The organism is Streptacidiphilus rugosus AM-16, from assembly GCF_000744655.1.
In the GTDB taxonomy this organism is placed as follows: domain Bacteria; phylum Actinomycetota; class Actinomycetes; order Streptomycetales; family Streptomycetaceae; genus Streptacidiphilus; species Streptacidiphilus rugosus.
On the sequence record NZ_JQMJ01000003.1, the window covers coordinates 952,294 to 973,375 of the forward strand.

Genomic DNA, 21,082 nt, shown 5'->3' on the forward strand with positions numbered 1-21,082 from the left:
GGTCAGTGACCGCCGGGACTCCCGTCATCGCCGGCGGCGTCCGGCTCCGGCGGGGCCGTCCAGTCGGGGCGGAGTCGGTGCAGGGCGTCGAACTTGGCCTTGGCGCTCTTGGCCTCCGCGCTGCGGGTGGCGCTCTGGTTGAACAACCGGAGCGTCTCCCGCGGCTCCGCCTCGGCCCGGACCGAGCGGTCGTGCGCCGCCCGGCTCTGCCTGGCCCGGGTCCGGGCGGCGTGCCAGGCACGGTGGGCGGCGAGGAGCTGCGCGTCGCTCGGCAGATCGGCGGCCGGGACGGCGGCGGGGCGCGGGTCCGTCCGTCCGGTCAGGCGCTGCTCGGCGCGCGCGACGGCCTCGGCCTGCTGCGCCTGCTGTACCGCGTCGCGCTCGGCGGCGAGCGCCGGCTCGTCGACGACGATCTTCGTCCGGTCCTCGGCGGCGTGGCGGACCGGGACGACGTCGCCCACGGCGTACGCGAGTGCCGAGGAACGGAGCAGCCCACCGACCCGGCAGGACACCTCCGCGGTCGACCCGTCGTCGAAGTGGACCCGCAGGTGCAACCGCACCGGCACCGCGCCCGCCGCACTGCTCGCGCCGGCGACCGACTTCGTCTCCACCCCGAGCACGACCCCGCGGGCCTGGACCCCGTCGCGCACCAGCTTGTGCTGTCCACCGAACATGCGCCCGCCCCCGACCTGTCGTCCCGCACCGCTCGTGCGCGCCGATGCTAGCGCCGCGCGCACCGCCCTGGAGCGTCGCCGGAGCAACGAAAACGCCCCCCGGCGTACCGGAGGGCGGTTCGTACCGCGAGCGACGCCTGGCGTCGCAGTGCGACGCAGCGCAGCGCTTCGCGGCGCTTCGCGGCGAGGTGCGGAGCGCTCGGCTCAGTGCGACTTGCCGGAGTCGGCGAGACGCTTGATGGAGTTGGTGATCTCCTCCTCGGCCTCCTGGCGACCGACCCAGTGCGCGCCCTCGACGGACTTGCCGGGCTCCAGGTCCTTGTAGACCTCGAAGAAGTGCTGGATCTCCAGGCGGTCGAACTCCGACACGTGGTGGATGTCGCGCAGGTGCTCCCAGCGCGGGTCCGAGGCCGGGACGCAGAGCAGCTTGTCGTCGCCGCCCGCCTCGTCGGTCATGTGGAACATCCCGATGGCGCGGCACTTGATGACGCAGCCGGGGAAGGTGGGCTCCTCGAGGATGACGAGCGCGTCGAGCGGGTCGCCGTCCTCGCCGAGGGTCCCGTCGACGAAGCCGTAGTCGGCCGGGTAACGGGTCGAGGTGAAGAGCATGCGGTCGAGGTAGATGCGACCGGACTCGTGGTCGACCTCGTACTTGTTCCGCGAACCCTTCGGGATCTCGATCGTGACGTCGAACTCCAAGGCTCTCCTCCAATATCAGTGGTTGCAGCCAATAGTGTCTCCTACGGCGTGGAGTGCTCTGGAATGGGGAAGGGCCGGATGGGGAACTGGCGGGTTTGGGCAGGTGCGGTGAGAGGTCGGCTGAGGCCTGCGCTGGCGTCCGCACGCGAGGCGGTACGGACGGCGTCCACCGCGGCGTGGACGGCCGCCGCGCCGACCGCCAAGAAGGCCGGCCGCCGGTACGCGTACGCACCGACGCGCTGGGTGGCCGGGATCGCGGCCGGGACGGGGCTGGTCCTCGCGGTCGTGTCGATCGCCGTGGCCGGCCCGTGGCAGGGCGGCCAGCGGACCAGTGAACGTGCCCTTGCCGCAGGTCGGGGCCATGTCGCCGGTCACCCGGGCGGTGCGGCGGGCAGCCCGGCGAAGCCCGCCGGACCGAGCTGGCAGGCGCCCGCCGCCGTCCTCACGCCCGCGGGCGTGACCGCCACGGCGCCGACCAGGAGCGGACTGGCCGGCGCGCTGACCGGTCCGCTGGCCGACCGGGCGCTGGGCCGGGTGACCGCGTCCGTGGTGGACGTGGCCGACGGCAGCACGCTCTACAGCTCCGGCGCCGACCAGCCGCAGCAGCCCGCCTCCACCAACAAGATCGCCACCGCGACGGCCGCGCTCGCCCTGCTCGGCCCCGACCACCGGTTCACCACGAAGGTGGTCGGTGACGGGCACGGCGGCCTCGTCCTGGTCGGCGGCGGGGACCCGACGCTGACGTCCTCCGGCGGGAGCGGCAGCGACAGCCTGTCCGCGCTGGCGGCGGCCACCGTCCAGGCGCTGAACGGTCCGTCCGCGACGGCCGCCACCGGCGGCAAGGCCGACGCGGCGGACGCGGCCGCCACGGCCTCGACGGATGCTCCGGCCACCACGGGCGCCCCGGTGAGCCCGTCCGCCCGACCGCGGGTGACGTACGACATCTCGCTCTTCGCCGGCCCCGCGCTTCACCCGATAGGGGTCAACGGGAACATCGCCCTGGTCCAGGCGCTGACCGCGGACGAGGGCAGGATCGACCGTCAGAGCACGGAGGACGCCCCGCGCTACGCCGATCCGGCGGCGACCGCGGCCCGCACCTTCGTCCAGGCGCTGAACGCCGCGGGGCTCCACGTCGCCGGCTCGGGCACGCCCGTGCAGGCCACCGCCCCGGTCGGCGCGAAGGTCGTCGCCGAGGTGCAGAGCGCTCCGCTGAGCGAGATCGTCGAGCGGATGCTGACCGAGAGCGACAACGACATCGCCGAGGCGCTCGGTCACGCCTGCGCGATCGCCGCCGGCCGCCCGGCCACCTTCGCCGGCGGCGCGGACGCGGTCCGGGCGACGCTCACCCGTCTGGGCGTCTCCCTGGGGGCGACCCGCCTGGTCGACTCCAGCGGACTCAGCGGCCAGGACGGGATCCCGGCCCGGGTGCTGACGCAGCTGCTGGTCCTGGACGCCTCCCCGGCCCACCCCGAGCTCCGGGCGGTCCTCAGCGGCCTGCCGATCGCCGGCTTCACCGGCACGCTCGACAACCGCTACGGCGGCGAGGGGAGCGCCGCGGGTCTGGGCGTGGTCCGCGCGAAGACGGGCTCGCTGAGCACGGTGAACACCCTGGCGGGTCTCGTCGTCGACCGCAGCGGCCGACTGCTGGCCTTCGCCTTCATGTCCAACGGCAGCGCGGACGCGACCTCGGCCCGCGCCGCGCTCGACCGCCTGGCGGCGAAGGTGGCCACCTGCGGCTGCGCGGCCTGAGCGCAGGCGCGCGGCTCTGAGCAGGCGGGGAACCATGCAGGGCCGCAGAGCCTCGCGCCCCTGGACAGTGCGACGACCCCTGTGCGGAGACGTACGCGCCCGCATGCCGGAGGCGCACGGTTCCCCGCGCCCCTGATGGTGCAACCGGTCCGGCGTCGGGTAGGGCAGAGCCTCGCGCCCCCGGGGGGCGTGCAACTGGCCCGGCGTCGGGAGGGAGGGGGCGGTGCCCTTCTGCCCAGAACGGGGAAGAGAACGTACGGTTGAACGCATGACGAGCGCCGGCGGTAGCAAGGGCACGGACATGATCGACTGGGACCTCGCGGTCGCGACAGCGACCCGACTCGTTCGGCCGGGGCCCGACGTGAGTCGCGAGGAGGCCCGCGCCGTCGTCGCGGAGCTGCGCGAGCACGCGCGGGAGGCCGAGGGCCATGTGCGGGCGTACACGAAGATGGGCTCCCCCCACGGCGGCACGCCCGTGCTCGTCGTGGACCGGCCCGGGTGGATCCGGGCGAACGTCGCCGGCTTCCGGACCGTGATCACTCCGCTCACCGAGCGGATGGCCGCGAAGCGGGTCGCGCTGCCCGGCGCGGGGGCGATGAACGCGGTCGGCGGCAAGCTGACCGGTGTGGAGCTGGGCCTGGTGCTGTCGTTCCTGTCGACGAAGGTGCTCGGCCAGTACGAGACCTTCGCGCCCGCCGACGTCCCGGCCGACCTCTCGGCCATGGGCAAGCCCGCCACGCCCCCCGGGCGGCTGCTGCTGGTCGCGCCGAACATCGTCTCGGTCGAGCGCGAGCTGGACGTGAACCCGCACGACTTCCGGCTCTGGGTCTGCCTGCACGAGGAGACCCACCGGACCCAGTTCACCGCCGTGCCGTGGCTGCGCGACCACATCGAGGGAGAGATCCAGGCCTTCCTCGCCGAGACCGAGATCGACCCGGCCACGCTGCTGGAGCGGCTCCGCGAGACGGTCAGCGGCGGCGCGCCCTCGCCCGGCAACCTCGTCGAGGTCGTGCAGACGCCCGCGCAGCGCGAGATCCTCGGCCGGCTGACGGCCGTCATGTCGCTGCTGGAGGGTCACGCCGACGTGGTCATGGACGGCGTCGGTCCGCAGGTCGTGCCGAGCGTGGCGGAGATCAGGGAGAAGTTCCAGCAGCGCCGCGCCAAGGGCGCGAGCCGGATGGACCAGCTGCTGCGCAGGCTGCTGGGCATGGACGCCAAGCTGCGCCAGTACCAGGACGGCGCGGTCTTCGTGAACGCGGTGCTGGACGCGGTCGGCATGGAGGGCCTCAACAAGGTCTGGACGTCGCCGAACACGCTTCCCACGAAGGAGGAGATCCACAACCCCGCCGCCTGGGTGGCCCGTATGCACCGCTGACGGCCCCGCCGCCCGGCCCCGCCCGCTCCGGACCCGGCCCGACCCGACCCGCGCCGGACCCGCGCCGGACCCGCTTCGGACCGCCACGCCGCGCTGACGACACCTCAGCTCGTGTCCAGCGGACGCGCGGACCGGGTGCCGAAACGTTTCGGCGTTCACCCGTCCGCGCGAACCAGGTCGGCGGGCTGACGACGAAGCCGCGTGTCGGGCAGGAGGTCTGCGACGATCTGCGACATGCCGGTCACTCTGGGTATGAGACGATGCGGCAGCCTCCTGCTCCGCACGCTCTGCTCCGTACGCTCCAAGGAGTGATCGACCATGGGTCCACATCCCGCGGTGGCGGCGATACGCCTGGCGGTGCGCCGGGTGCTCGCCGAGTTCGCCGACGAGGTTCCGGCCACCTTCAGCGCCGCCGGGACCGATACCGCCACCGCCGCTGCACCGGGCTCCGCCGCATCGATTTCCGCCGAACCGGACACCCCGAACGCCCCGAACACCCCCGACACCGCCGCACCGCGCCCGCTCATCAGGTCCGTCGGCGACGTCGACCCGCGTCACGCCAAGTTCCGCAGGCCCCGCCCCCGTGCCGCCGCCGGCGCGCCGCTGGTGCTGGTGGCCTGCTCCGGCGGGGCCGACTCGATGGCCCTCGCCGCCGCCACCGTCTTCGAAGCCGCGAAACTCGGCCTGCGCGCCGGGGCGGTCACCGTCGACCACGGCCTTCAGGCCGGGTCCACCTCCCGCGCCGTCGAGGTCGCCGCCCGCCTGCGCGCCCTCGGGCTCGACCCGGTCGACGCCCTCGGCGTCCGGGTCCCCTCCGCCACCGGCCACGGCGGTCCCGAGGCCGCCGCCAGGGACGCCCGCTACGCCGCGCTCGCGTCCGCCGCCGACCACCACGGCGCCCGGGTCGTCCTGCTCGGGCACACCCGCGACGACCAGGCCGAGACCGTGCTGCTGGGCCTCGCCCGCGGCAGCGGCACCCGCTCGCTGAGCGGGATGCCCGCCGCGACCGGCCGCTACCGCCGGCCCTTCCTGGAACTGGACCGGGCCACCACCCGGGCCGCCTGCACGGTGCTCGACCTGCCCGTCTGGGACGACCCGCACAACGTGGACCCGGCCTACACCCGCGCGCGGGTCCGCCACGAGGTGCTGCCGGTGCTGGAGAAGCACCTCGGCGGCGGCGTCGTCGAGGCGCTGGCCCGCACCGCCCGCCTGTTCAGGGACGACGCCGACGCGCTGGACGTCTGGGCCGCCCAGGTGGAGACGGATGTCACTCGTCCGGACGGGCTGGAGGCCACGCGGCTGGCCGAGCTGCCCGCCGCCGTCCGCCGCCGGGTGCTGCGCCGCGCGGCGCTGGCCGCGGGCTCCCCCGGCGGGGAGCTGTTCGCCCGCCATGTGGAGGCGATGGACCTGCTGGTCACCGGCTGGCGCGGACAGGGTCCCGTGCATCTGCCGGGCAACGTCCGGATGAGGCGGCAGGCGGGTCGGCTGACCTTCCGCCGGGCCTGACGGCCCGGTCGGCTCCCGTAAGGTTGAGGGACGCAGCCGCAGGGGACGACTCTGCGAACTCCAGCTTGAGGAAGTAGCGCGGTGGACGAGAAGGACATGGGCACCGACCTTGCCAAGGTGCTCATCAGCAAGGACGAGATCGACGCCAAGCTCGCCGAGCTCGGGGCGCTGATCGACCGCGACTACGCCGGAAAGGACCTGCTGATCGTCGGTGTCCTCAAGGGCGCGGTGATGGTGATGGCCGATCTGGCGCGCACCCTGCACTCCGACGTGACCATGGACTGGATGGCCGTCTCCTCCTACGGGATGGGCACCAAGTCCTCCGGCGTCGTCCGCATCCTCAAGGACCTGGACACCGACATCTCCGGCCGCGACGTGCTGATCGTCGAGGACATCATCGACTCGGGGCTGACCCTGTCCTGGCTGCTCAGCAACCTGCAGTCGCGCAACCCCGCGTCGCTGGAGGTCTGCACGCTGCTGCGCAAGCCGGACGCCGCGAAGGTGTCGATCGACGTCAGGTACGTCGGATTCGACATTCCCAACGAGTTCGTCGTCGGCTACGGCCTCGACTACGCGGAGAAGTACCGCAACCTCCCGTTCGTGGGCACGCTCGCGCCCCACGTGTACGGCGGCTGACTTCGCGGCTTTCGCCGGGAACAGTGGTCGGTTTCCCTCCGTTGGAGGGTGGGAAGAGCCGTTTGACACGGGAGCGCAACCGTTCAGATGGAGAATGGCTGCGGTACCGTCCAATAATTCGCTGTTCCTATCGGGACGGTCGAGGACACACAGCAGTTACGCAAACGCAGACATAGGACGCATCGCCCGGCCGCCGAGCCGGGAGGTGCCGCACAGTGGCAGGAGGGACGGGGCGGCCAGGGTCGCCCCGCATGGATGGACGTGAAGCGATACTTCCGTGCGCCGATGATGTGGATCGTGCTGGCCGTCCTCGCCGTCATCGTGCTGATGCAGGTCGTCTCCCAGACGCAGGGATACAAGACCGAGGACACCAGCGCCGTCATCAGTCAGGTCACGCAGGGCAACGCCCAGTCGGTCCAGGTGACCACGGGCGACAGCCAGCTGATCAAGGTGCAGCTCAAGAGCGGCAAGCAGTTCGACGGCACTGACAAGATCGAGGCCCCGTACGCCTCCGACCAGTTCGCGGCGACCCTGCAGACCGATCTGCAGAAGGCCGTGGACCAGGGCACGCTCCCCAGCTACACGGTGAAGCAGGACAAGCAGAACGCCTTCGTCGGCATCCTGCTCTCGCTGCTGCCGTTCGTGCTGATCGTCGTGGTCTTCCTGTTCCTGATGAACCAGATGCAGGGCGGCGGCTCCCGGGTCATGCAGTTCGGGAAGTCCAAGGCCAAGCTGATCACCAAGGACACCCCGAAGACCACCTTCGCCGACGTGGCGGGCGCGGACGAGGCGGTGGAGGAGCTCCACGAGATCAAGGAGTTCCTGCAGGAGCCGGCCAAGTTCCAGGCCGTCGGCGCCAAGATCCCCAAGGGTGTGCTGCTCTACGGCCCGCCCGGAACCGGCAAGACCCTGCTGGCCCGCGCCGTCGCCGGCGAGGCCGGGGTGCCGTTCTACTCGATCTCCGGCTCCGACTTCGTCGAGATGTTCGTGGGTGTCGGCGCCTCGCGTGTCCGTGACCTGTTCGAGCAGGCCAAGGCGAACGCACCGGCGATCGTCTTCGTCGACGAGATCGACGCGGTCGGCCGCCACCGCGGCGCCGGCCTCGGCGGCGGTCACGACGAGCGCGAGCAGACGCTGAACCAGCTGCTCGTCGAGATGGACGGCTTCGACGTGAAGGGCGGCGTGATCCTGATCGCGGCGACCAACCGTCCCGACATCCTCGACCCGGCGCTGCTGCGTCCGGGCCGCTTCGACCGCCAGATCGCCGTGGACCGCCCGGACCTCACCGGCCGTCTGGAGATCCTCAAGGTCCACCAGAAGGGCAAGCCGGTCGCCCCGGACGTCGACCTGATGGCCGTCGCCCGCCGCACCCCCGGCTTCACCGGCGCCGACCTGAGCAACGTGCTCAACGAGGCCGCGCTGCTCACTGCGCGCAGCGACAAGAAGCTGATCGACAACACCATGCTGGACGAGGCGATCGACCGCGTCGTGGCGGGTCCGCAGAAGCGCACGCGGATCATGTCCGACAAGGAGAAGAAGATCACCGCGTACCACGAGGGCGGTCATGCCCTGGTCGCGGCGGCCTCGCCGAACAGCGATCCGGTGCACAAGGTCACGATCCTCTCCCGCGGCCGCGCCCTCGGCTACACGATGGTGCTGCCGGACGAGGACAAGTACTCGACCACCCGCAACGAGATGCTGGACCAGCTGGCCTACATGATGGGCGGGCGCGCGGCGGAGGAGCTGGTCTTCCACGACCCGACCACCGGCGCGTCCAACGACATCGAGAAGGCCACCGGCACCGCCCGGGCCATGGTCACCCAGTACGGCATGACCGAGCGCCTCGGCGCGATCAAGTTCGGCACCGACGCCTCCGAGCCCTTCCTGGGCCGTGAGATGGGTCACCAGCGCGACTACTCGGAAGAGGTCGCCGCACTGGTGGACGAGGAGGTCAAGAAGCTGATCGAGAACGCCCACAACGAGGCCTGGGAGATCCTGGTCGAGAACAGGGACGTGCTCGACAACCTGGTTCTGGAGCTCCTGGAGAAGGAGACCCTGAACAAGGAGCAGCTGGCCGAGATCTTCGCCCCGATCGTCAAGCGCCCGCCGCGCCCGGCGTGGACCGGTTCGGCGCGGAGGACCCCGTCCACCCGCCCGCCGGTGCAGTCGCCGCGCGAGCTGGCCCTGACCAACGGCGTCAGCGACAGCGCCCCGTCCCTGGACAAGGGCCCGTCGATCCCGCCGCTGTCGGGTCTGGACCAGCCGGAGCTGTAGCGCTTCGCGAACAGTGCGGAATGAACACTGCTGCCCCAGGGCTTTAGCCTTGGGGCAGCGGCGTGTCTTCTTCGAATCATCAAGCGAGGAGAACCACTCATGATCGACCCGGTGACCATCGAGACGACCGGAGCAGTCCGGGAGTTCGACCAGAAGCGGGCCGAGGACGCCGTCCGTGAGCTGCTGATCGCCGTCGGCGAGAACCCGGACCGCGAGGGCCTGCGTGACACGCCCGCCCGAGTGGCCCGCGCGTACCGCGAGATATTCGCGGGGCTGTACCAGGAGCCGGAGGACGTCCTGACGACGGTCTTCGATCTCGGTCACGACGAGCTGGTCCTGGTGAAGGACATCGAGCTGGTCTCCTGCTGCGAGCACCACCTGCTGCCGTTCCACGGCGTGGCGCACGTCGGCTACATCCCTGCCGAGAGCGGGAAGATCACCGGCCTGTCGAAGCTGGCCCGCCTGGTCGACGTGTTCGCGCGCCGGCCCCAGGTGCAGGAGCGTCTGACGACGCAGATCGCGGACTCCCTGATGCGGATCCTGGAGGCACGCGGGGTGATCGTCGTGATCGAGGCGGAGCACATGTGCATGTCCGTGCGGGGCATCCGCAAGCCCGGCGCGAAGACGATGACCTCCGCGGTCCGGGGCCAGCTGCGCGACGGCAAGACCCGCGCGGAGGCGATGAGCCTCATCATCGGGCGATAGTCGGTCGCACCACCAGGGGCCCGAGGCTCCGCCGATGGCGCGGAACCTTCGAGCAGAGGGCCGGTGGCACCACCCCAGGGGCGCGGGGCTCTGCTTGATCGACTACGTGCGCGACAGTCCCCAGCCTTCGGCCGGGAGGTGCCCCCTCTGACGACCGGATGGACCCGAACGCGCAGGGCCGTCCGCACAGGGTGGTTCCTCGCGCAGTTCCTCGCGCCCCTGAGGCGTTGCCACCGGGCCTCAGTGGGTGAGTTGGGCGCTGAGCCATTCGAGGGTGGGGCCCTGTTCGGCGGACCAGGTGCCGAAGTTGTGGCCGCCGGAGCGCAGCAGCAGAGGGGTGGCCTGCATCGGGGGGCGGACCTCGGCGAGGAACCGCTGGGTCGCGGGGTAGTCGCGGTCGCGGACCGACGTGGCCAGCAGGACCTTGATCGGCGGAGCCGGCAGATGCGTGAGGCGCCAGCCGAAGTCCGCCTCGGACATCATCCGGTCCCGGTCCGGGCCCTCGGGCCCGAAGAGTGTGCCGGTCTGGCGGTTCTCGTAGAGACCGTAGTCGCCGCCCAGATCGCCGACCACGCCGAAGACCCCCGGGTGGCGCATCGCGAAGGCCAGCGCGCAGGTGCCGCCCTCGGAGTAGCCCTCCACCGCCCAGCCGCCGGGCGAGGGCAGCAGGCGGTAGGCGGAGCGCAGCGCCGCAGGGACCTCGGTGGAGAAGTAGGTGTCCACCTGGGGTCCGCCGACTGCGTCCACGCAGTTGGTGTCCCTGGGCAGGGCCACGTTCTGGGAGACCAGCACCAGGATCGTCGGCTGCATCCGGCCGCCCGCGATCAGGCCGGCCGCCTGCCGGGGCGGGTCCAGGCGGCCCAGGGTGCTCTGGATGGTGCCGGGGAAGCCGGTCATCATCAGCACGACGGGGAAGCGGGTGCGCGCGTAGGCCGGCTGGAAGTACTGCGGGGGAAGGTAGACGTACGCCTGCTGCCGGAGCCCCGTCCGGGGGCCGATCAGGCGGACCGAGGAGAGCGAGCCGACCCGGTTCGCCGGGCCGGGCAGGATGGCCGGGGCCGGGCCGTCGGGCCGGACCAGGCGTGAGCCCGCCGTGCCGCCGGGCAGGCCCAGCGCGTCGCCCCCGCCTGCCGCCCTGCCCAGGCTGACCTGCTGGTCCGGGCCGAGCAGGTCGTCCCAGGTGGGATAGAAGTCACCGTACGAGTTGACCAGCAGGGCCGCCGCGAGCACCAGGCCCAGCTGGCCGGAGAGCAGCGCGCCCAAGCGGGCCGCGACCCGTGCCCAGCCCCGGCCGGCCAGCCGTGGCCAGCACCACACCGTCACCACCGTGACCAGCACGGTCAGTCCGAGAACCGTCCAGAGCAGCGCAGCGCTGGTCAGCTCCATCACACCGGTACCCCGTTCCGCGTTCGCCCCGTCGTCGTCCGGGGTGTTCAACTCCGGGGTGTTCAACGACCGAGGGGAGCGGAGGGCGTCGGGCGGGGCGGGTCAGGTGCCCGCGGTGTTCGGGACGACCAGCTTCGACGCGAGCCAGGGCAGCGCCTGCGGGGTCTCCTGGTTCCAGGTGTTGAAGTTGTGGCCGCCGCTCTCCAGCATGAGCGAGGAGATCGTGAAGGGCGGCTTGGCCGAGACGGCCTTGATGAAGGCCAGCGTCGACTTGTAGTCGGCCTCGGTCTTGCTGCTGGTGACCAGCAGGGAGACCGGGACGGGCGGCAGGTTCTGCACACGCCACATCAGGTCGGCCTGGTTGCGCAGGTCCTGGCTGCCGCCGAAGAGGTCGCCGGTGGTGGAGTCCTGGATCGCCTTGTAGTACCCGGAGAGGGAGACCGCGGCGGTGAAGGAGTCGGGGGCGCGCATGGCCAGCGAGAGCGCGCAGTAGCCGCCGGTCGAGTCGCCGAGCACGCCCCAGGCCTTGCCGTCGGTGGAGATGTCGTACTGCGTGGCCAGCGCCCGGCGGAGGTCCTTGGCGAAGAAGGTCTGCGCCTGCGGGCCGCCGGGTATGTCCTGGCACTCGTTGTCGCGAGGCATGGCCACCGCGGGACGCATCAGCACCATGACCGTGGGCTGCATCTTCTTCTGGTAGATCGCCTGGGCGGCGATCGTCGGGTACTTCATCCGGGAGACGAGGTTCTCCGGGGTGCCCGGGTAGCCGGTGAAGACGATCATGACCGGGTACTTCTTGTGCGCGTTCGCCGGGTCCTTGTAGCCCGCCGGCAGGTAGACGAAGGCCGGCTCGTCCAGGTCGGTGGAGCCGCCGTGGATGGAGACCTGCTCCACGGTGCCGCCGCGCGCGTTCGAGCTCGCGCCGCCCATCTGCAGGGCCACCGGCTTGGAGTCGATCACGGTGACGCCGCCGGCGCCCTTGCCGTCCGAGGTCGGCTTGGTGTGGTCGACGATGCTGGTGGCGCCGCCCTGGTCGGTGCCGAACAGGTCGCTGAAGGAGCTGTAGAAGCCGCCCCAGTTGTTGGCGACCAGGCCGATCGCCATCAGGCTCAGCAGCTGACTGGTCAGCAGCGTGCCGACCCGGCCCAGCAGGGCCTTCCAGTTGCGGGAGCTCAGCTTGGGCCACAGCCAGATCGTCCCGACGAAGCTCGCCACCGCCAGAAGTGCGACAAGCAGCTCCAGTTTCCTGCTGGTGAGTCCCATGACCTGCCCAAGATCTTAATCGTGCGTCCACCCGTTGTTCGGGCCGAGGCCCGACGTACCAGCATGCCTGAGTGCAAGCTGAGAAGCAGCATGAAAAGGCGTGTATGAGTTCTATTCATGTGCTGTCATCACCTGGGACGGCGCATCCGGAACCAAGTCCTTACCAGTACGTCTACGCTGTGCACCCATGAGCGAACCCGTGGCCACCGAACGACCGACCCGCAAGGGTCTGCCGATCCCCAAGATCTCCCGTCCCTGGGTCCCGAGGGTCGTCGGCTACGCGACCGCTCTGATCGGCATCTTCGACATCGTCGCCGCGGTCTTCCCGCACTTCCGTGCCTCGCGGATGCACGAGCTCGCCGCGGTGCTGCCGGGCACCGTCACCACCGTCGCCACGGCGTTGTCCCTGGTCATCGGCATTCTGCTGATCATGCTCGCGCACGCGCTGCGCCGCCGTAAGCTGCGCGCCTTCCGCGCGGTCGCGGTGCTGCTGCCGATAGGGGCGGTGGTCGAACTGCTGCGCTGGCACCACGCCGGCACGGCGGCGATCACGCTCGTGGTGTGGGTGGTGCTGCTGGTGAACAACCGGGAGTTCTACGCCCTCTCCGACCCGCGCACCCGCTGGCGCGCGCTGTTCAACCTGGTGCTGATGGGCGCGCTGAGCTTCGGCCTCGGCATGATCATCGTGTCGGCGCACGCGAAGACGACTGTGGGGAACCCCTCACTGCGCGAGCGGTTCTGGGAGGTGTTCTGGGGGCTGGTCGGCATCGGCGGCCCGATCCAGTACACCGGCGACCGGACCGGCGACCTGGTCTACTACTCGCTCGCCGGCCTCGGCCTGTTCACCGCGGTCAGCACGGCGTGGCTGGCGCTGCGTCCCTCCAAGCCCTTCGCCTCGCTGGACCAGGCCGAGGAGCAGCAGGTCCGCGAGCTGCTGACCAAGCACGGCGCCCGCGACTCGCTCGGCTACTTCGCGCTGCGCCGCGACAAGTCGGTGATCTTCTCGCCGACCGGCAAGGCGGCGGTGGCGTACCGCGTCGTCTCCGGTGTGATGCTGGCCTCCGGCGACCCGATCGGCGACGTCGAGGCCTGGCCCGGCGCGATCAAGCGGTTCATGGAGGAGGCCTACCAGCACGCCTGGGTCCCCGCGGTGATGGGCTGCAGCGAGACCGGCGGCGAGGTGTGGACCCGCGAGGCGGGTCTGGACGCGCTGGAGATCGGCGACGAGGCGATCGTCGAGGTCGCCGACTTCACCCTGGAGGGCCGCGCGATGCGCAACGTCCGCCAGATGGTGAAGCGGATCGAGCGCGCGGGCTACGAGTGCCGGGTGCGCCGGGTCTCCGACCTGGACGCGCAGGAGCGCGACGCGATCCGCCACGCGGCGGACACCTGGCGCGGCACGGAGACCGAGCGCGGCTTCTCGATGGCGCTGGGCCGCTTCGGCGACATCCGCGACGAGGGCTGCGTGGTGGTGACCGCGCACAAGGCGGTGGAGGGCGCTCCTGAGGGGACGTCGGACATCCGCGCGGTGCTGCACTTCGTGCCCTGGGGCAAGGACGGCATCTCGCTGGACCTGATGCGCCGTGACCGGGACGCGGACCCAGGCCTGAACGAGCTGCTGATCGTGAAGGCGCTGGAGGCCTGCCCGTCCCTGGACGTCACCCGGGTCTCGCTGAACTTCGCGATGTTCCGTTCGGCGCTGGCGCGGGGTGAGCGGATCGGGGCCGGTCCGGTGCTGCGTGCCTGGCGGGGGCTGCTGGTGTTCCTGTCGCGGTGGTTCCAGATCGAGTCGCTGTACAAGTTCAACGCGAAGTTCCGGCCGATCTGGGAACCGCGGTTCCTGGTCTACCCGAGCACGGCGGACCTGCCGCGGATCGGCATCGCCGCGCTGCAGGCGGAGGCGTTCATCGTGATGGAGCTGCCGAAGGCGCTGCGCCGCTTCCAGAAGCAGCACCCGGAACCCAACGCCGCGATCACCGTCCCCGCCCCGAGGTAGTCGCACGCTCCGGCGACCGACGGCGTGCGGAGGGCCCTGCGCGTGGGCGGCCATCCGCTCGTCAGTGGCTCGTCACGCAGTTCCTCGCGCCCCTTGGGCAGGCGGTCGTCTGCCTGAATTGTCACGCGCGGGATAATCAACGCATGAACACTCCGCACCGCACGCTGCCCGGGTTGCCCGATTGGGGTCGCTGCGGGGTGATGGGCATCGTCAATGTCACGCCGGACTCCTTCTCGGACGGCGGGCTCTGGCTCGACCCGGACAAGGCGGTCGCCCACGGGCTCGCGCTCGCGGAGTCGGGCGCGGACATCGTGGACGTCGGCGGTGAGTCGACCCGGCCAGGGGCCACGCGGGTGACCGAGGACGAGGAGCTCCGGCGCGTGCTGCCGGTCGTGCGGGGGCTGGCCGGGGCCGGGGTCGTGGTCAGCGTGGATACCATGCGCGCGGTCGTCGCCGAGGCCGCCGTCGCCGCCGGGGCGAAGGTGATCAACGACGTGAGCGGAGGGCGCGCCGACTCCGGCATGGTCAAGGTCGCCGCGGAGACGGGCGTCCCCTTCGTGGTGATGCACTGGCGCGGCCAGTCGACGGAGATGGACGCGCTGGCCCGCTACGAGGACGTCGTCGCCGAGGTGGTCGCGGAGGTCGAGGCGCAGATGGAGACGGTCGTGGCCGGCGGGGTCGACCCGGCCCAGGTGATCGTCGATCCCGGCCTCGGGTTCGCCAAGACGCGTGAGGACGACTGGGCCCTGCTGGCCCGGCTCGACGCCTGGGCGCGCCTCGGGCGCCCGCTGCTGGTCGCGGCCTCGCGCAAGCGGTTCCTCGGCACACTGCTCGCCGACGAGCAGACCGGCGAGCTGCGCCCCGCCCGCGCCCGTGACGCCGCCACCGCGGCCGTCTCCGCGCTCGCCGCGGCCGGCGGCGCCTGGGCGGTGCGGGTGCACGAGGTGACGGCCAGCGCCGACGCGGTCCGTGTCGAGGCGGCCCTGCGGGCCGCCCGGTGACCGGGGTTCCCAGGGGGAGCGAGGCCGAGGTCGCCGCGGTCACCGAGGCGAATCTGGCCCTCTACGCCGCGCTGGAGGCGGGCGACCTGGACGCGCTGACGGACGTCTGGGTCTCCGGGGCCGACGCGGACGACGTGCACGGCGCGGTCTGCGTGCATCCCGGCTGGCCGGTGCTGCGCGGGCGGGCGTCGGTGCTGCGCTCCTACGCGCTGATCATGGCCCACACCGAGTACATCCAGTTCTTCCTGACCGACGTCGAGGTCGAGGTGCTCGGCGATGTGGCACTGGTCACCTGCACCGAGAACATCCTCTCCGGCGGCGAGGCCGAGGAGGAGGGCGAGCTGGGCCCGCTGGTGGGCGGGCGGGTGGTCGCGACCAACCTGTTCCGGCGTAGCGGGGAGGGCTGGCGGCTCTGGTCGCACCACGGTTCTCCGGTGCTCACCGGCGGCGACGACGACGAGGACTGACCGGCCGCGCGTCAGCAGCGGCGGCGCGAATTGATCCTTTCGGGCGGGGCCTGGGAATCAAATGGGCCCCGCGCGGGATTGTCGGTTTTGCAAGGTAGCTTGGTGCCGGTAGGCATCGAAGCCTGCTCGCTCCCGCGTGCGTCGCCGGCGAGCCGGACGACAGGGAGTCTTCACATGCTCGACCGCATCACGGTCACGGGCCTGCGCGCTCGCGGCCATCACGGCGTCTTCCCGCGTGAACGGGAGCTGGGCCAGACCTTCGTCGTCGACGTCTCCCTCGGCGTCGACACCCGCCCGGCCGCCTCAGGGGACGACCTCGCCGCCACGGCGCACTACGGCGTCATCTCGGAGGAGGTCGTCGCCGTCGTCACCGGCGACCCGGTCGACCTGATCGAGACGCTCGCCCAGCGCATCGCCGACCAGTGCCTCAGCCACGCCGCCGTCCAGGAGGTGGAGGTCACCGTGCACAAGCCGGACGCACCGATCACCGTCCCGTTCGACGACGTCACCATCACCATCGTTCGGAGCCGCGGATGAATCTCATGAATCCCGATCCCACCGCCACGCCGGTCCCCGCCGAGGTCAAGGCGACCGTCGACTCGGCGGACACGACCCTGCACAACCCGCGCCACGCCGTGATCGCCCTCGGCAGCAACCTGGGCAACCGCCTGGAGACGCTGCAGGGCGCCGTGGACGCGCTGGAGGACACCCCCGGCGTCCGGGTGAAGGCCGTCTCCGCGGTCTTCGAGACCGACGGCGTGGGCGGCCCCGAGGACCAGCCCGCCTACCTCAACGCGGTGCTGCTGCTGAAGACGACGCTGCCGCCGCAGTCGCTGCTGGAACGCGCCAACGCCATCGAGGACGCCTTCGGCCGCGTCCGCACGGTCCGCTGGGGCCCGCGTACGCTGGACGTCGACATCGTCTCCTACGAGGGCGTCGAGCAGGACGTCCCCGAGCTGATCCTGCCGCACCCGCGCGCCCACGAGCGCGGCTTCGTGCTGGCCCCCTGGCTGGACGCGGACCCCGAGGCGCAGTTGCAGGGCCACGGTCCGGTCGCCCAGCTCCTGGCCGCCGTGGGCGCCGAGGGCGTCCGCAGGCGTGAGGACCTCGCGCTGCATCTGCCGCGCTGACGCCCTCTCACGACGCCTGCCGCGCCCCAGGTCGTAAGGTGGAGCGAATCCTTGGCTGGAGGGACTTTCGTGAAGGCGCTTCGCCCGCTCGTGCTCGCCGTGATCACGCTGATCGCCGGATTGCTGTCCTGGGCGGGGGCGCGGCTGTGGAATTCCGTCGGCTCGCTGCCCGGTGTGCCCGCGGCGGCGCCGATCGTGCTGGCCGTGATCGCGGTGGTGCTGACCGCCACCGCGATCTCGCTGCGCGGGCGGCTGCGCGCGCAGCGGGACCGGGTGCCCGGCGCGAAGGGCGTCGATCCGCTGTCCGCCGCGCGGGCGGTGGTGCTGGGTCAGGCGAGCGCCCTGGTCGCGGCGCTCGTGACGGGCGTCTACGGCGGCATGGGCGTCTTCCTGATCAGCCTCTGGGACACCTCGCCGGCCCGCAAGGGGCAGTCGCTGACGGCGCTGTTCGCCGTCGTCGCGGGCATCGCGGTGATGGCGGCGGCGCTGTGGCTGCAGCAGGTCTGCAAGCTGCCGGAGGACCCTGACGACCCGTCGGTGCCCGACCGCACACGGTGATCGAAGCCGTCTGTCAAGAGTGTCTTTGGGACCTCGCCTGACATAAGTCGGACGATCACGCTAGATTTCTGGCCATGTCTCGTGGTCGCCACCGTCAAGCCTCCCCGCTGCGCCGGGCGCTGCCGTCGCTCGCCTGTTCGGTCCTCGCGCTCGCCGCGCTGGCGGCTGCGTTGTTGACCAGCAGTACCGGCGTGCTCAGGGTGCTGGTGATCGCGGTCTCCGTGGGCGCGTGCGCGGCCGCGGTGCTGCTGCGTCAGCGCGAGCAGGCGGCGGAGCAGGAGCTGGCCGCCGAGCAGGCCGCGCGCGGGCGCGACGAGGCCCGCTTCGAGGAGCGGGTCGCCGAGCTCGAGTACCAGGCGGAGGCCGCCGAGGAGCAGGTCAAGCGCCTGGAGCGGCGGGTCCTCGCGCAGCGGAGCCAGCTGGCGCACGCGGAGGCCACCCACGGGCAGCTGCTGCGCGAGCGCGCCCGTCTGGCCGCCGAGCAGGCGCTGCGCGAGGCGGAGGCCGTGCAGGCCCGCGAGTCCGCGAAGCGCGGCGCCCGCCCGACCACGACCGCCTACCTCAAGGCCGCGGCCGCCCTGCGCACCCTGGAGCGCCGCGCCGAGCTCGCCGAGACCGGCCACGCCGTCGCGCTCCGCCGGCCCGCCCGTGCCGAGCTGGTTCCCGCGGCGGAGGCCGACGCGGCCACCGCCGCAACGGCCGTGACGGACGCTCAGGTCCCCGCGGCGACGGCGGACGCCACCCCGGCGCCGGCCACCCCGGCCGCGACGCCTACGACCGCGGCCACCCCGGCCGCGACGGCTCCGGCCGCGCAGGCGGGCGAGAAGGCGGCCGCCCCGGCGGCGCCAGTGCGAGCGGGGCGATCGACCGACGGGCCGCGGCGGCGGAGACCGCGGGCGCACAGGGACAGACCTACGGGGCCGCCTCGGCTGCGGCGGGCGCCACCGGGCGCACCGGCCAGCGGCTGGTCGCGCCGTACGTCGCCGGGCGCGCCGGCGCCGCGGGGTCGGAGCCGTCCGCGGACGCCGCGCCCGCGTGGGCGCGCGCCGCGCTGCCGCCGCTGCGGCCCGCGGCCGCCGTGCCGCCGACCGCGATGCCGCGTCAGGGCCGGGCCACCGGGACGTTCAACTTCTTCGCCCGCCAGGAGGGCGCGATCGGCTCCAAGCTCGGCGCCGAGACCGGGCCGGAGACCGGGGCCGGGACCGACACCGCCGACGTGGTCGGGGACGAGGCAGCGGCCGCGCAGGCGCGCTACGTGGCGGCCCCTGAGGCCCCGTCGGTGCTGCCGACCAACGCCCACGAGCGGACCGAGCACGCCATCGTCGACCTCACCGCCGAGGACGAGACCGAGCCGATCGACGTCCGCGCCATCCGCGCCGTCTGACGGGCACCGCGCCGCGGGCTACTTGTCGACGTCGCCGACGACGAAGAACATCGAGCCCAGGATCGCGACCATGTCCGAGACCAGCGTCCCCGGCAGCAGCTCGCTCAGCACCTGGATGTTGTTGTAGGACGCCGAGCGCAGCTTCAGCCGCCACGGCGTCTTGTCGCCGCGCGAGACCAGGTAGTAGCCGTTGATCCCGAGCGGGTTCTCCGTCCAGGCGTAGGTGGCGCCCTCCGGCGCCTTCAGCACCTTCGGCAGTCGCACGTTGACGGGACCCTGGGGCAGCTCCGCGATCCGGTCCAGGCAGGCGTCCGCCAGGTCCAGGCTGTTGTGCAGCTGCTCCAGCAGGCACTCGAAGCGGTCCAGGCAGTCGCCGCGCTGCCGCACCGGAACCCGCAGCACGTCCGCCAGCTCGCCGTAGGCCAGGTACGGCTCGTCGCGGCGCAGGTCGAAGTCGACGCCGGAGGCGCGGGCGATCGGCCCGCTCACCCCGTAGGAGTGCACCAGCTCGGGCGCGAGCACGCCGACGCCGCGGGTGCGGGCGCGGAAGATCTCGTTGCCCAGCACCAGCTTGTCGAAGACCTCGCTCTTCGCCCGCACCGCCGCGACCGCGCCGCGGACCCGCCCGTACCAGCCGGCCGGCAGATCCTCCTTCAGGCCGCCGACGCGGTTGAACATGTAGTGCATCCGCCCGCCCGAGGCCTCCTCCAGGACCGCCTGCAGCCGCTCCCGCTCCTCGAAGGCGTGGAAGATCGGCGTGATCCCGCCCAGCTCCAGCGGGTAGGAGCCGAGGAACATCAGGTGGTTCAGCACCCGGTTCAGCTCGGCCAGCATCGTCCGGGTCCAGGTCGCCCGCGCGGGGACCTCCATGCCGAGCATCCGCTCGACCGAGAGCACGACGCCCAGCTCGTTGGCGAAGGCGGAGAGCCAGTCGTGCCGGTTGGCCAGCATGATGATCTGCCGGTAGTCGCGGGCCTCGAAGAGCTTCTCCGCGCCGCGGTGCATGTAGCCGATGACCGGCTCCGCCTCGGTGATCAGCTCGCCGTCCAGCCGCAGCCGCAGTCGCAGCACGCCGTGGGTGCTCGGGTGCTGCGGACCGATGTTCAGCACCATGTCGCTGGTGCCGAGCTCCGTGGCCGCGCCCGCGCCGATGCCCACCGTCGTCTCCCTCATGGGCACAGAGTCTGCCATCCCGCGGGGATCTCCATGTCCACAGCCTGTGCACCCCACAGGAAGGAGCCGAGTCCGCCGAGCGCGGTCAGCTCCGCCGCCTCACCGGCGGCGGTCAGGGCCCGGACGTAGCCGGCCGGATCGGTGGACGCCAGGGCGAGCGGCGGCCGCTCCCCGGAGACGCCCAGCGCGCGCAGCGCCTCGCGCTGCGTCGTCCACAGGCTGTGGGTGACGCGGCGGTGCGCGGCGGCAGCCGCGTCCAGGCAGGCGTCGAGGGCGACGTGCGCGGTCAGGTCGCAGGAGCCGTCGGGGACGGGCTCGACCTGCCGGCCGGCCCGGTAGCCGGTCAGGGTGCCGAAGGGAGGTCGGTCCGCCCGGGTGTGGGCGTAGTCGACGGCGACGGCCAGGCCGCGTCCCAGCGAGCCGACCGCCTCGGCCCAGGCGCGGTCGCGCGTCCCCCCGAGCTCGGCGCGTTCGGCGGCGCTGCCGAAGGCGGCGTCGAGCCAGTCGGCGTCCTCCCTCGAGAGGAGCTCGCCCGGCCGCTCGTCCCCGGTGGCAGGGTCGACCAGGACGTAACGGGCCGCGCCCGTCCCGTCCCGTTCGGCGATCTCGCAGGGCACGTTGTCGAGCCATTCGTTGGCGAAGACCAGCCCGGCCCCGACCGGTTCGATCCGGTCGGTCCACTCCACCCAGCCGGGCAGCTCGGCCGGTCGCTCCGCCCGCTCCACCGCCCGCAGCCGCAGCCGGTCCGCGAGCCCGGGGTCCTGCCGACGCGCCTGCGCGCCCAGCTCGACCAGCAGCTCCCCGCGTCCGGCCCCGATGTCGCAGACGACCAGCTCGTCCGGACGGTCCAGTGCCTCGTCCACCCACCGGGCAAGCCGCAGCACCGCGCCCGCGAACAGCGGGGACGCGTGCACGGAGGTGCGGAAGTGCGCGGCCGGGCCTCCGCCCGCGCGGACGAAGAAGCCGTCCGGGCGGCCGTAGAGGGCCTGGTCCATCGCCTGACGCCATCGCACATAGCCCATGCGTCCACCCTGGCAGCGGGTGCCCTTTCCAACCAAACTCCGACTTGGGGAGGAGGAGGACTCCGCCCGGCGGCGGACGGTGGGGCC

The 21,082-nt window shown here is 72.3% G+C and carries 19 protein-coding genes; 13 read left to right on the top strand and 6 right to left on the bottom strand.

The features are described from left to right. Positions 1-2 precede the first annotated feature (2 nt). Positions 3-674, bottom strand: coding sequence for a hypothetical protein (locus BS83_RS07755; RefSeq protein WP_037602145.1), 672 nt, complete (start codon positions 672-674; stop codon positions 3-5). Between the two features lie 204 nt (positions 675-878). Then, entirely contained in the window at positions 879-1,373 is a 495-nt protein-coding gene (locus BS83_RS07760) for an inorganic diphosphatase (RefSeq protein WP_037602146.1), read from the bottom strand. Positions 1,374-1,481: 108 nt separating this feature from the next. On the opposite strand from BS83_RS07760, the gene dacB reads away from it, so the two are divergent. The 6 genes from dacB (at position 1,482) to folE (ending at position 9,618) form a co-directional block, all read left to right on the top strand. Beyond that, positions 1,482-3,122, top strand: coding sequence for a D-alanyl-D-alanine carboxypeptidase/D-alanyl-D-alanine endopeptidase (gene dacB, locus BS83_RS07765; protein WP_051942762.1), 1,641 nt, complete (start codon positions 1,482-1,484; stop codon positions 3,120-3,122). Positions 3,123-3,390: 268 nt separating this feature from the next. Beyond that, the gene (locus BS83_RS07770) at positions 3,391-4,497 is read left to right on the top strand and encodes a zinc-dependent metalloprotease (protein ID WP_037602149.1); all 1,107 of its coding nucleotides are present in this window, start codon (positions 3,391-3,393) and stop codon (positions 4,495-4,497) included. A gap of 318 nt (positions 4,498-4,815) precedes the next feature. Beyond that, a complete protein-coding gene (tilS, locus tag BS83_RS07775) occupies positions 4,816-6,003 on the top strand; it encodes a tRNA lysidine(34) synthetase TilS (protein WP_037602151.1) in 1,188 nt (395 codons plus the stop codon). Positions 6,004-6,084: 81 nt separating this feature from the next. Further along, the gene (gene hpt / locus BS83_RS07780; protein ID WP_037602153.1) at positions 6,085-6,639 is read left to right on the top strand and encodes a hypoxanthine phosphoribosyltransferase; all 555 of its coding nucleotides are present in this window, start codon (positions 6,085-6,087) and stop codon (positions 6,637-6,639) included. A gap of 255 nt (positions 6,640-6,894) precedes the next feature. Further along, entirely contained in the window at positions 6,895-8,913 is a 2,019-nt protein-coding gene (gene ftsH, locus BS83_RS07785; protein WP_037602155.1) for an ATP-dependent zinc metalloprotease FtsH, read from the top strand. A gap of 99 nt (positions 8,914-9,012) precedes the next feature. After that, the gene (folE, locus tag BS83_RS07790; protein WP_037602157.1) at positions 9,013-9,618 is read left to right on the top strand and encodes a GTP cyclohydrolase I FolE; all 606 of its coding nucleotides are present in this window, start codon (positions 9,013-9,015) and stop codon (positions 9,616-9,618) included. 240 nt (positions 9,619-9,858) lie between these two features. On the opposite strand, the gene BS83_RS07795 is transcribed toward folE, so the two are convergent. Together BS83_RS07795 and BS83_RS07800 are read right to left on the bottom strand one after the other, a co-directional pair. Beyond that, the gene (locus BS83_RS07795; protein ID WP_157597012.1) at positions 9,859-11,070 is read right to left on the bottom strand and encodes an alpha/beta hydrolase; all 1,212 of its coding nucleotides are present in this window, start codon (positions 11,068-11,070) and stop codon (positions 9,859-9,861) included. A 36-nt stretch (positions 11,071-11,106) separates the two neighbouring features. Beyond that, the gene (locus BS83_RS07800; RefSeq protein WP_037602159.1) at positions 11,107-12,264 is read right to left on the bottom strand and encodes an alpha/beta hydrolase; all 1,158 of its coding nucleotides are present in this window, start codon (positions 12,262-12,264) and stop codon (positions 11,107-11,109) included. A gap of 187 nt (positions 12,265-12,451) precedes the next feature. Here BS83_RS07800 and BS83_RS07805 point away from each other — a divergent pair, with 187 nt between their 5' ends. The 7 genes from BS83_RS07805 (at position 12,452) to BS83_RS07835 (ending at position 18,800) form a co-directional block, all read left to right on the top strand. Next, complete coding sequence (locus BS83_RS07805; protein WP_037602161.1) at positions 12,452-14,260, top strand: phosphatidylglycerol lysyltransferase domain-containing protein; 1,809 nt, start codon at positions 12,452-12,454, stop codon at positions 14,258-14,260. Positions 14,261-14,403: 143 nt separating this feature from the next. Next, positions 14,404-15,261, top strand: coding sequence for a dihydropteroate synthase (gene folP / locus BS83_RS07810; protein ID WP_232248125.1), 858 nt, complete (start codon positions 14,404-14,406; stop codon positions 15,259-15,261). Next, on the top strand, positions 15,258-15,728 hold the full coding sequence (locus BS83_RS07815; protein ID WP_037602165.1) for a nuclear transport factor 2 family protein: 471 nt from the start codon (positions 15,258-15,260) through the stop codon (positions 15,726-15,728). The genes folP and BS83_RS07815 overlap by 4 nt, the downstream gene beginning before the upstream one ends. Before the next feature lie 174 nt (positions 15,729-15,902). Further along, positions 15,903-16,265: a dihydroneopterin aldolase gene (gene folB / locus BS83_RS07820; protein WP_037602167.1), complete on the top strand. Its 363-nt coding sequence runs from the start codon at positions 15,903-15,905 to the stop codon at positions 16,263-16,265. Beyond that, the gene (gene folK, locus BS83_RS07825) at positions 16,262-16,858 is read left to right on the top strand and encodes a 2-amino-4-hydroxy-6-hydroxymethyldihydropteridine diphosphokinase (protein ID WP_037602168.1); all 597 of its coding nucleotides are present in this window, start codon (positions 16,262-16,264) and stop codon (positions 16,856-16,858) included. Before folB ends, folK begins: the two co-directional genes overlap by 4 nt. A 69-nt stretch (positions 16,859-16,927) precedes the next feature. Continuing rightward, positions 16,928-17,416, top strand: coding sequence for a DUF3180 domain-containing protein (locus BS83_RS07830; RefSeq protein WP_037602170.1), 489 nt, complete (start codon positions 16,928-16,930; stop codon positions 17,414-17,416). 1,078 nt (positions 17,417-18,494) lie between these two features. After that, positions 18,495-18,800: a hypothetical protein gene (locus tag BS83_RS07835; RefSeq protein WP_157597013.1), complete on the top strand. Its 306-nt coding sequence runs from the start codon at positions 18,495-18,497 to the stop codon at positions 18,798-18,800. A gap of 18 nt (positions 18,801-18,818) precedes the next feature. On the opposite strand, the gene BS83_RS07840 is transcribed toward BS83_RS07835, so the two are convergent. Then, positions 18,819-19,973, bottom strand: coding sequence for an NADH-quinone oxidoreductase subunit D (locus BS83_RS07840; protein ID WP_037602173.1), 1,155 nt, complete (start codon positions 19,971-19,973; stop codon positions 18,819-18,821). After that, entirely contained in the window at positions 19,970-20,995 is a 1,026-nt protein-coding gene (locus BS83_RS07845) for an SAM-dependent methyltransferase (protein WP_037602175.1), read from the bottom strand. The genes BS83_RS07840 and BS83_RS07845 overlap by 4 nt, the downstream gene beginning before the upstream one ends. Between the last annotated feature and the right edge of the window lie 87 nt (positions 20,996-21,082).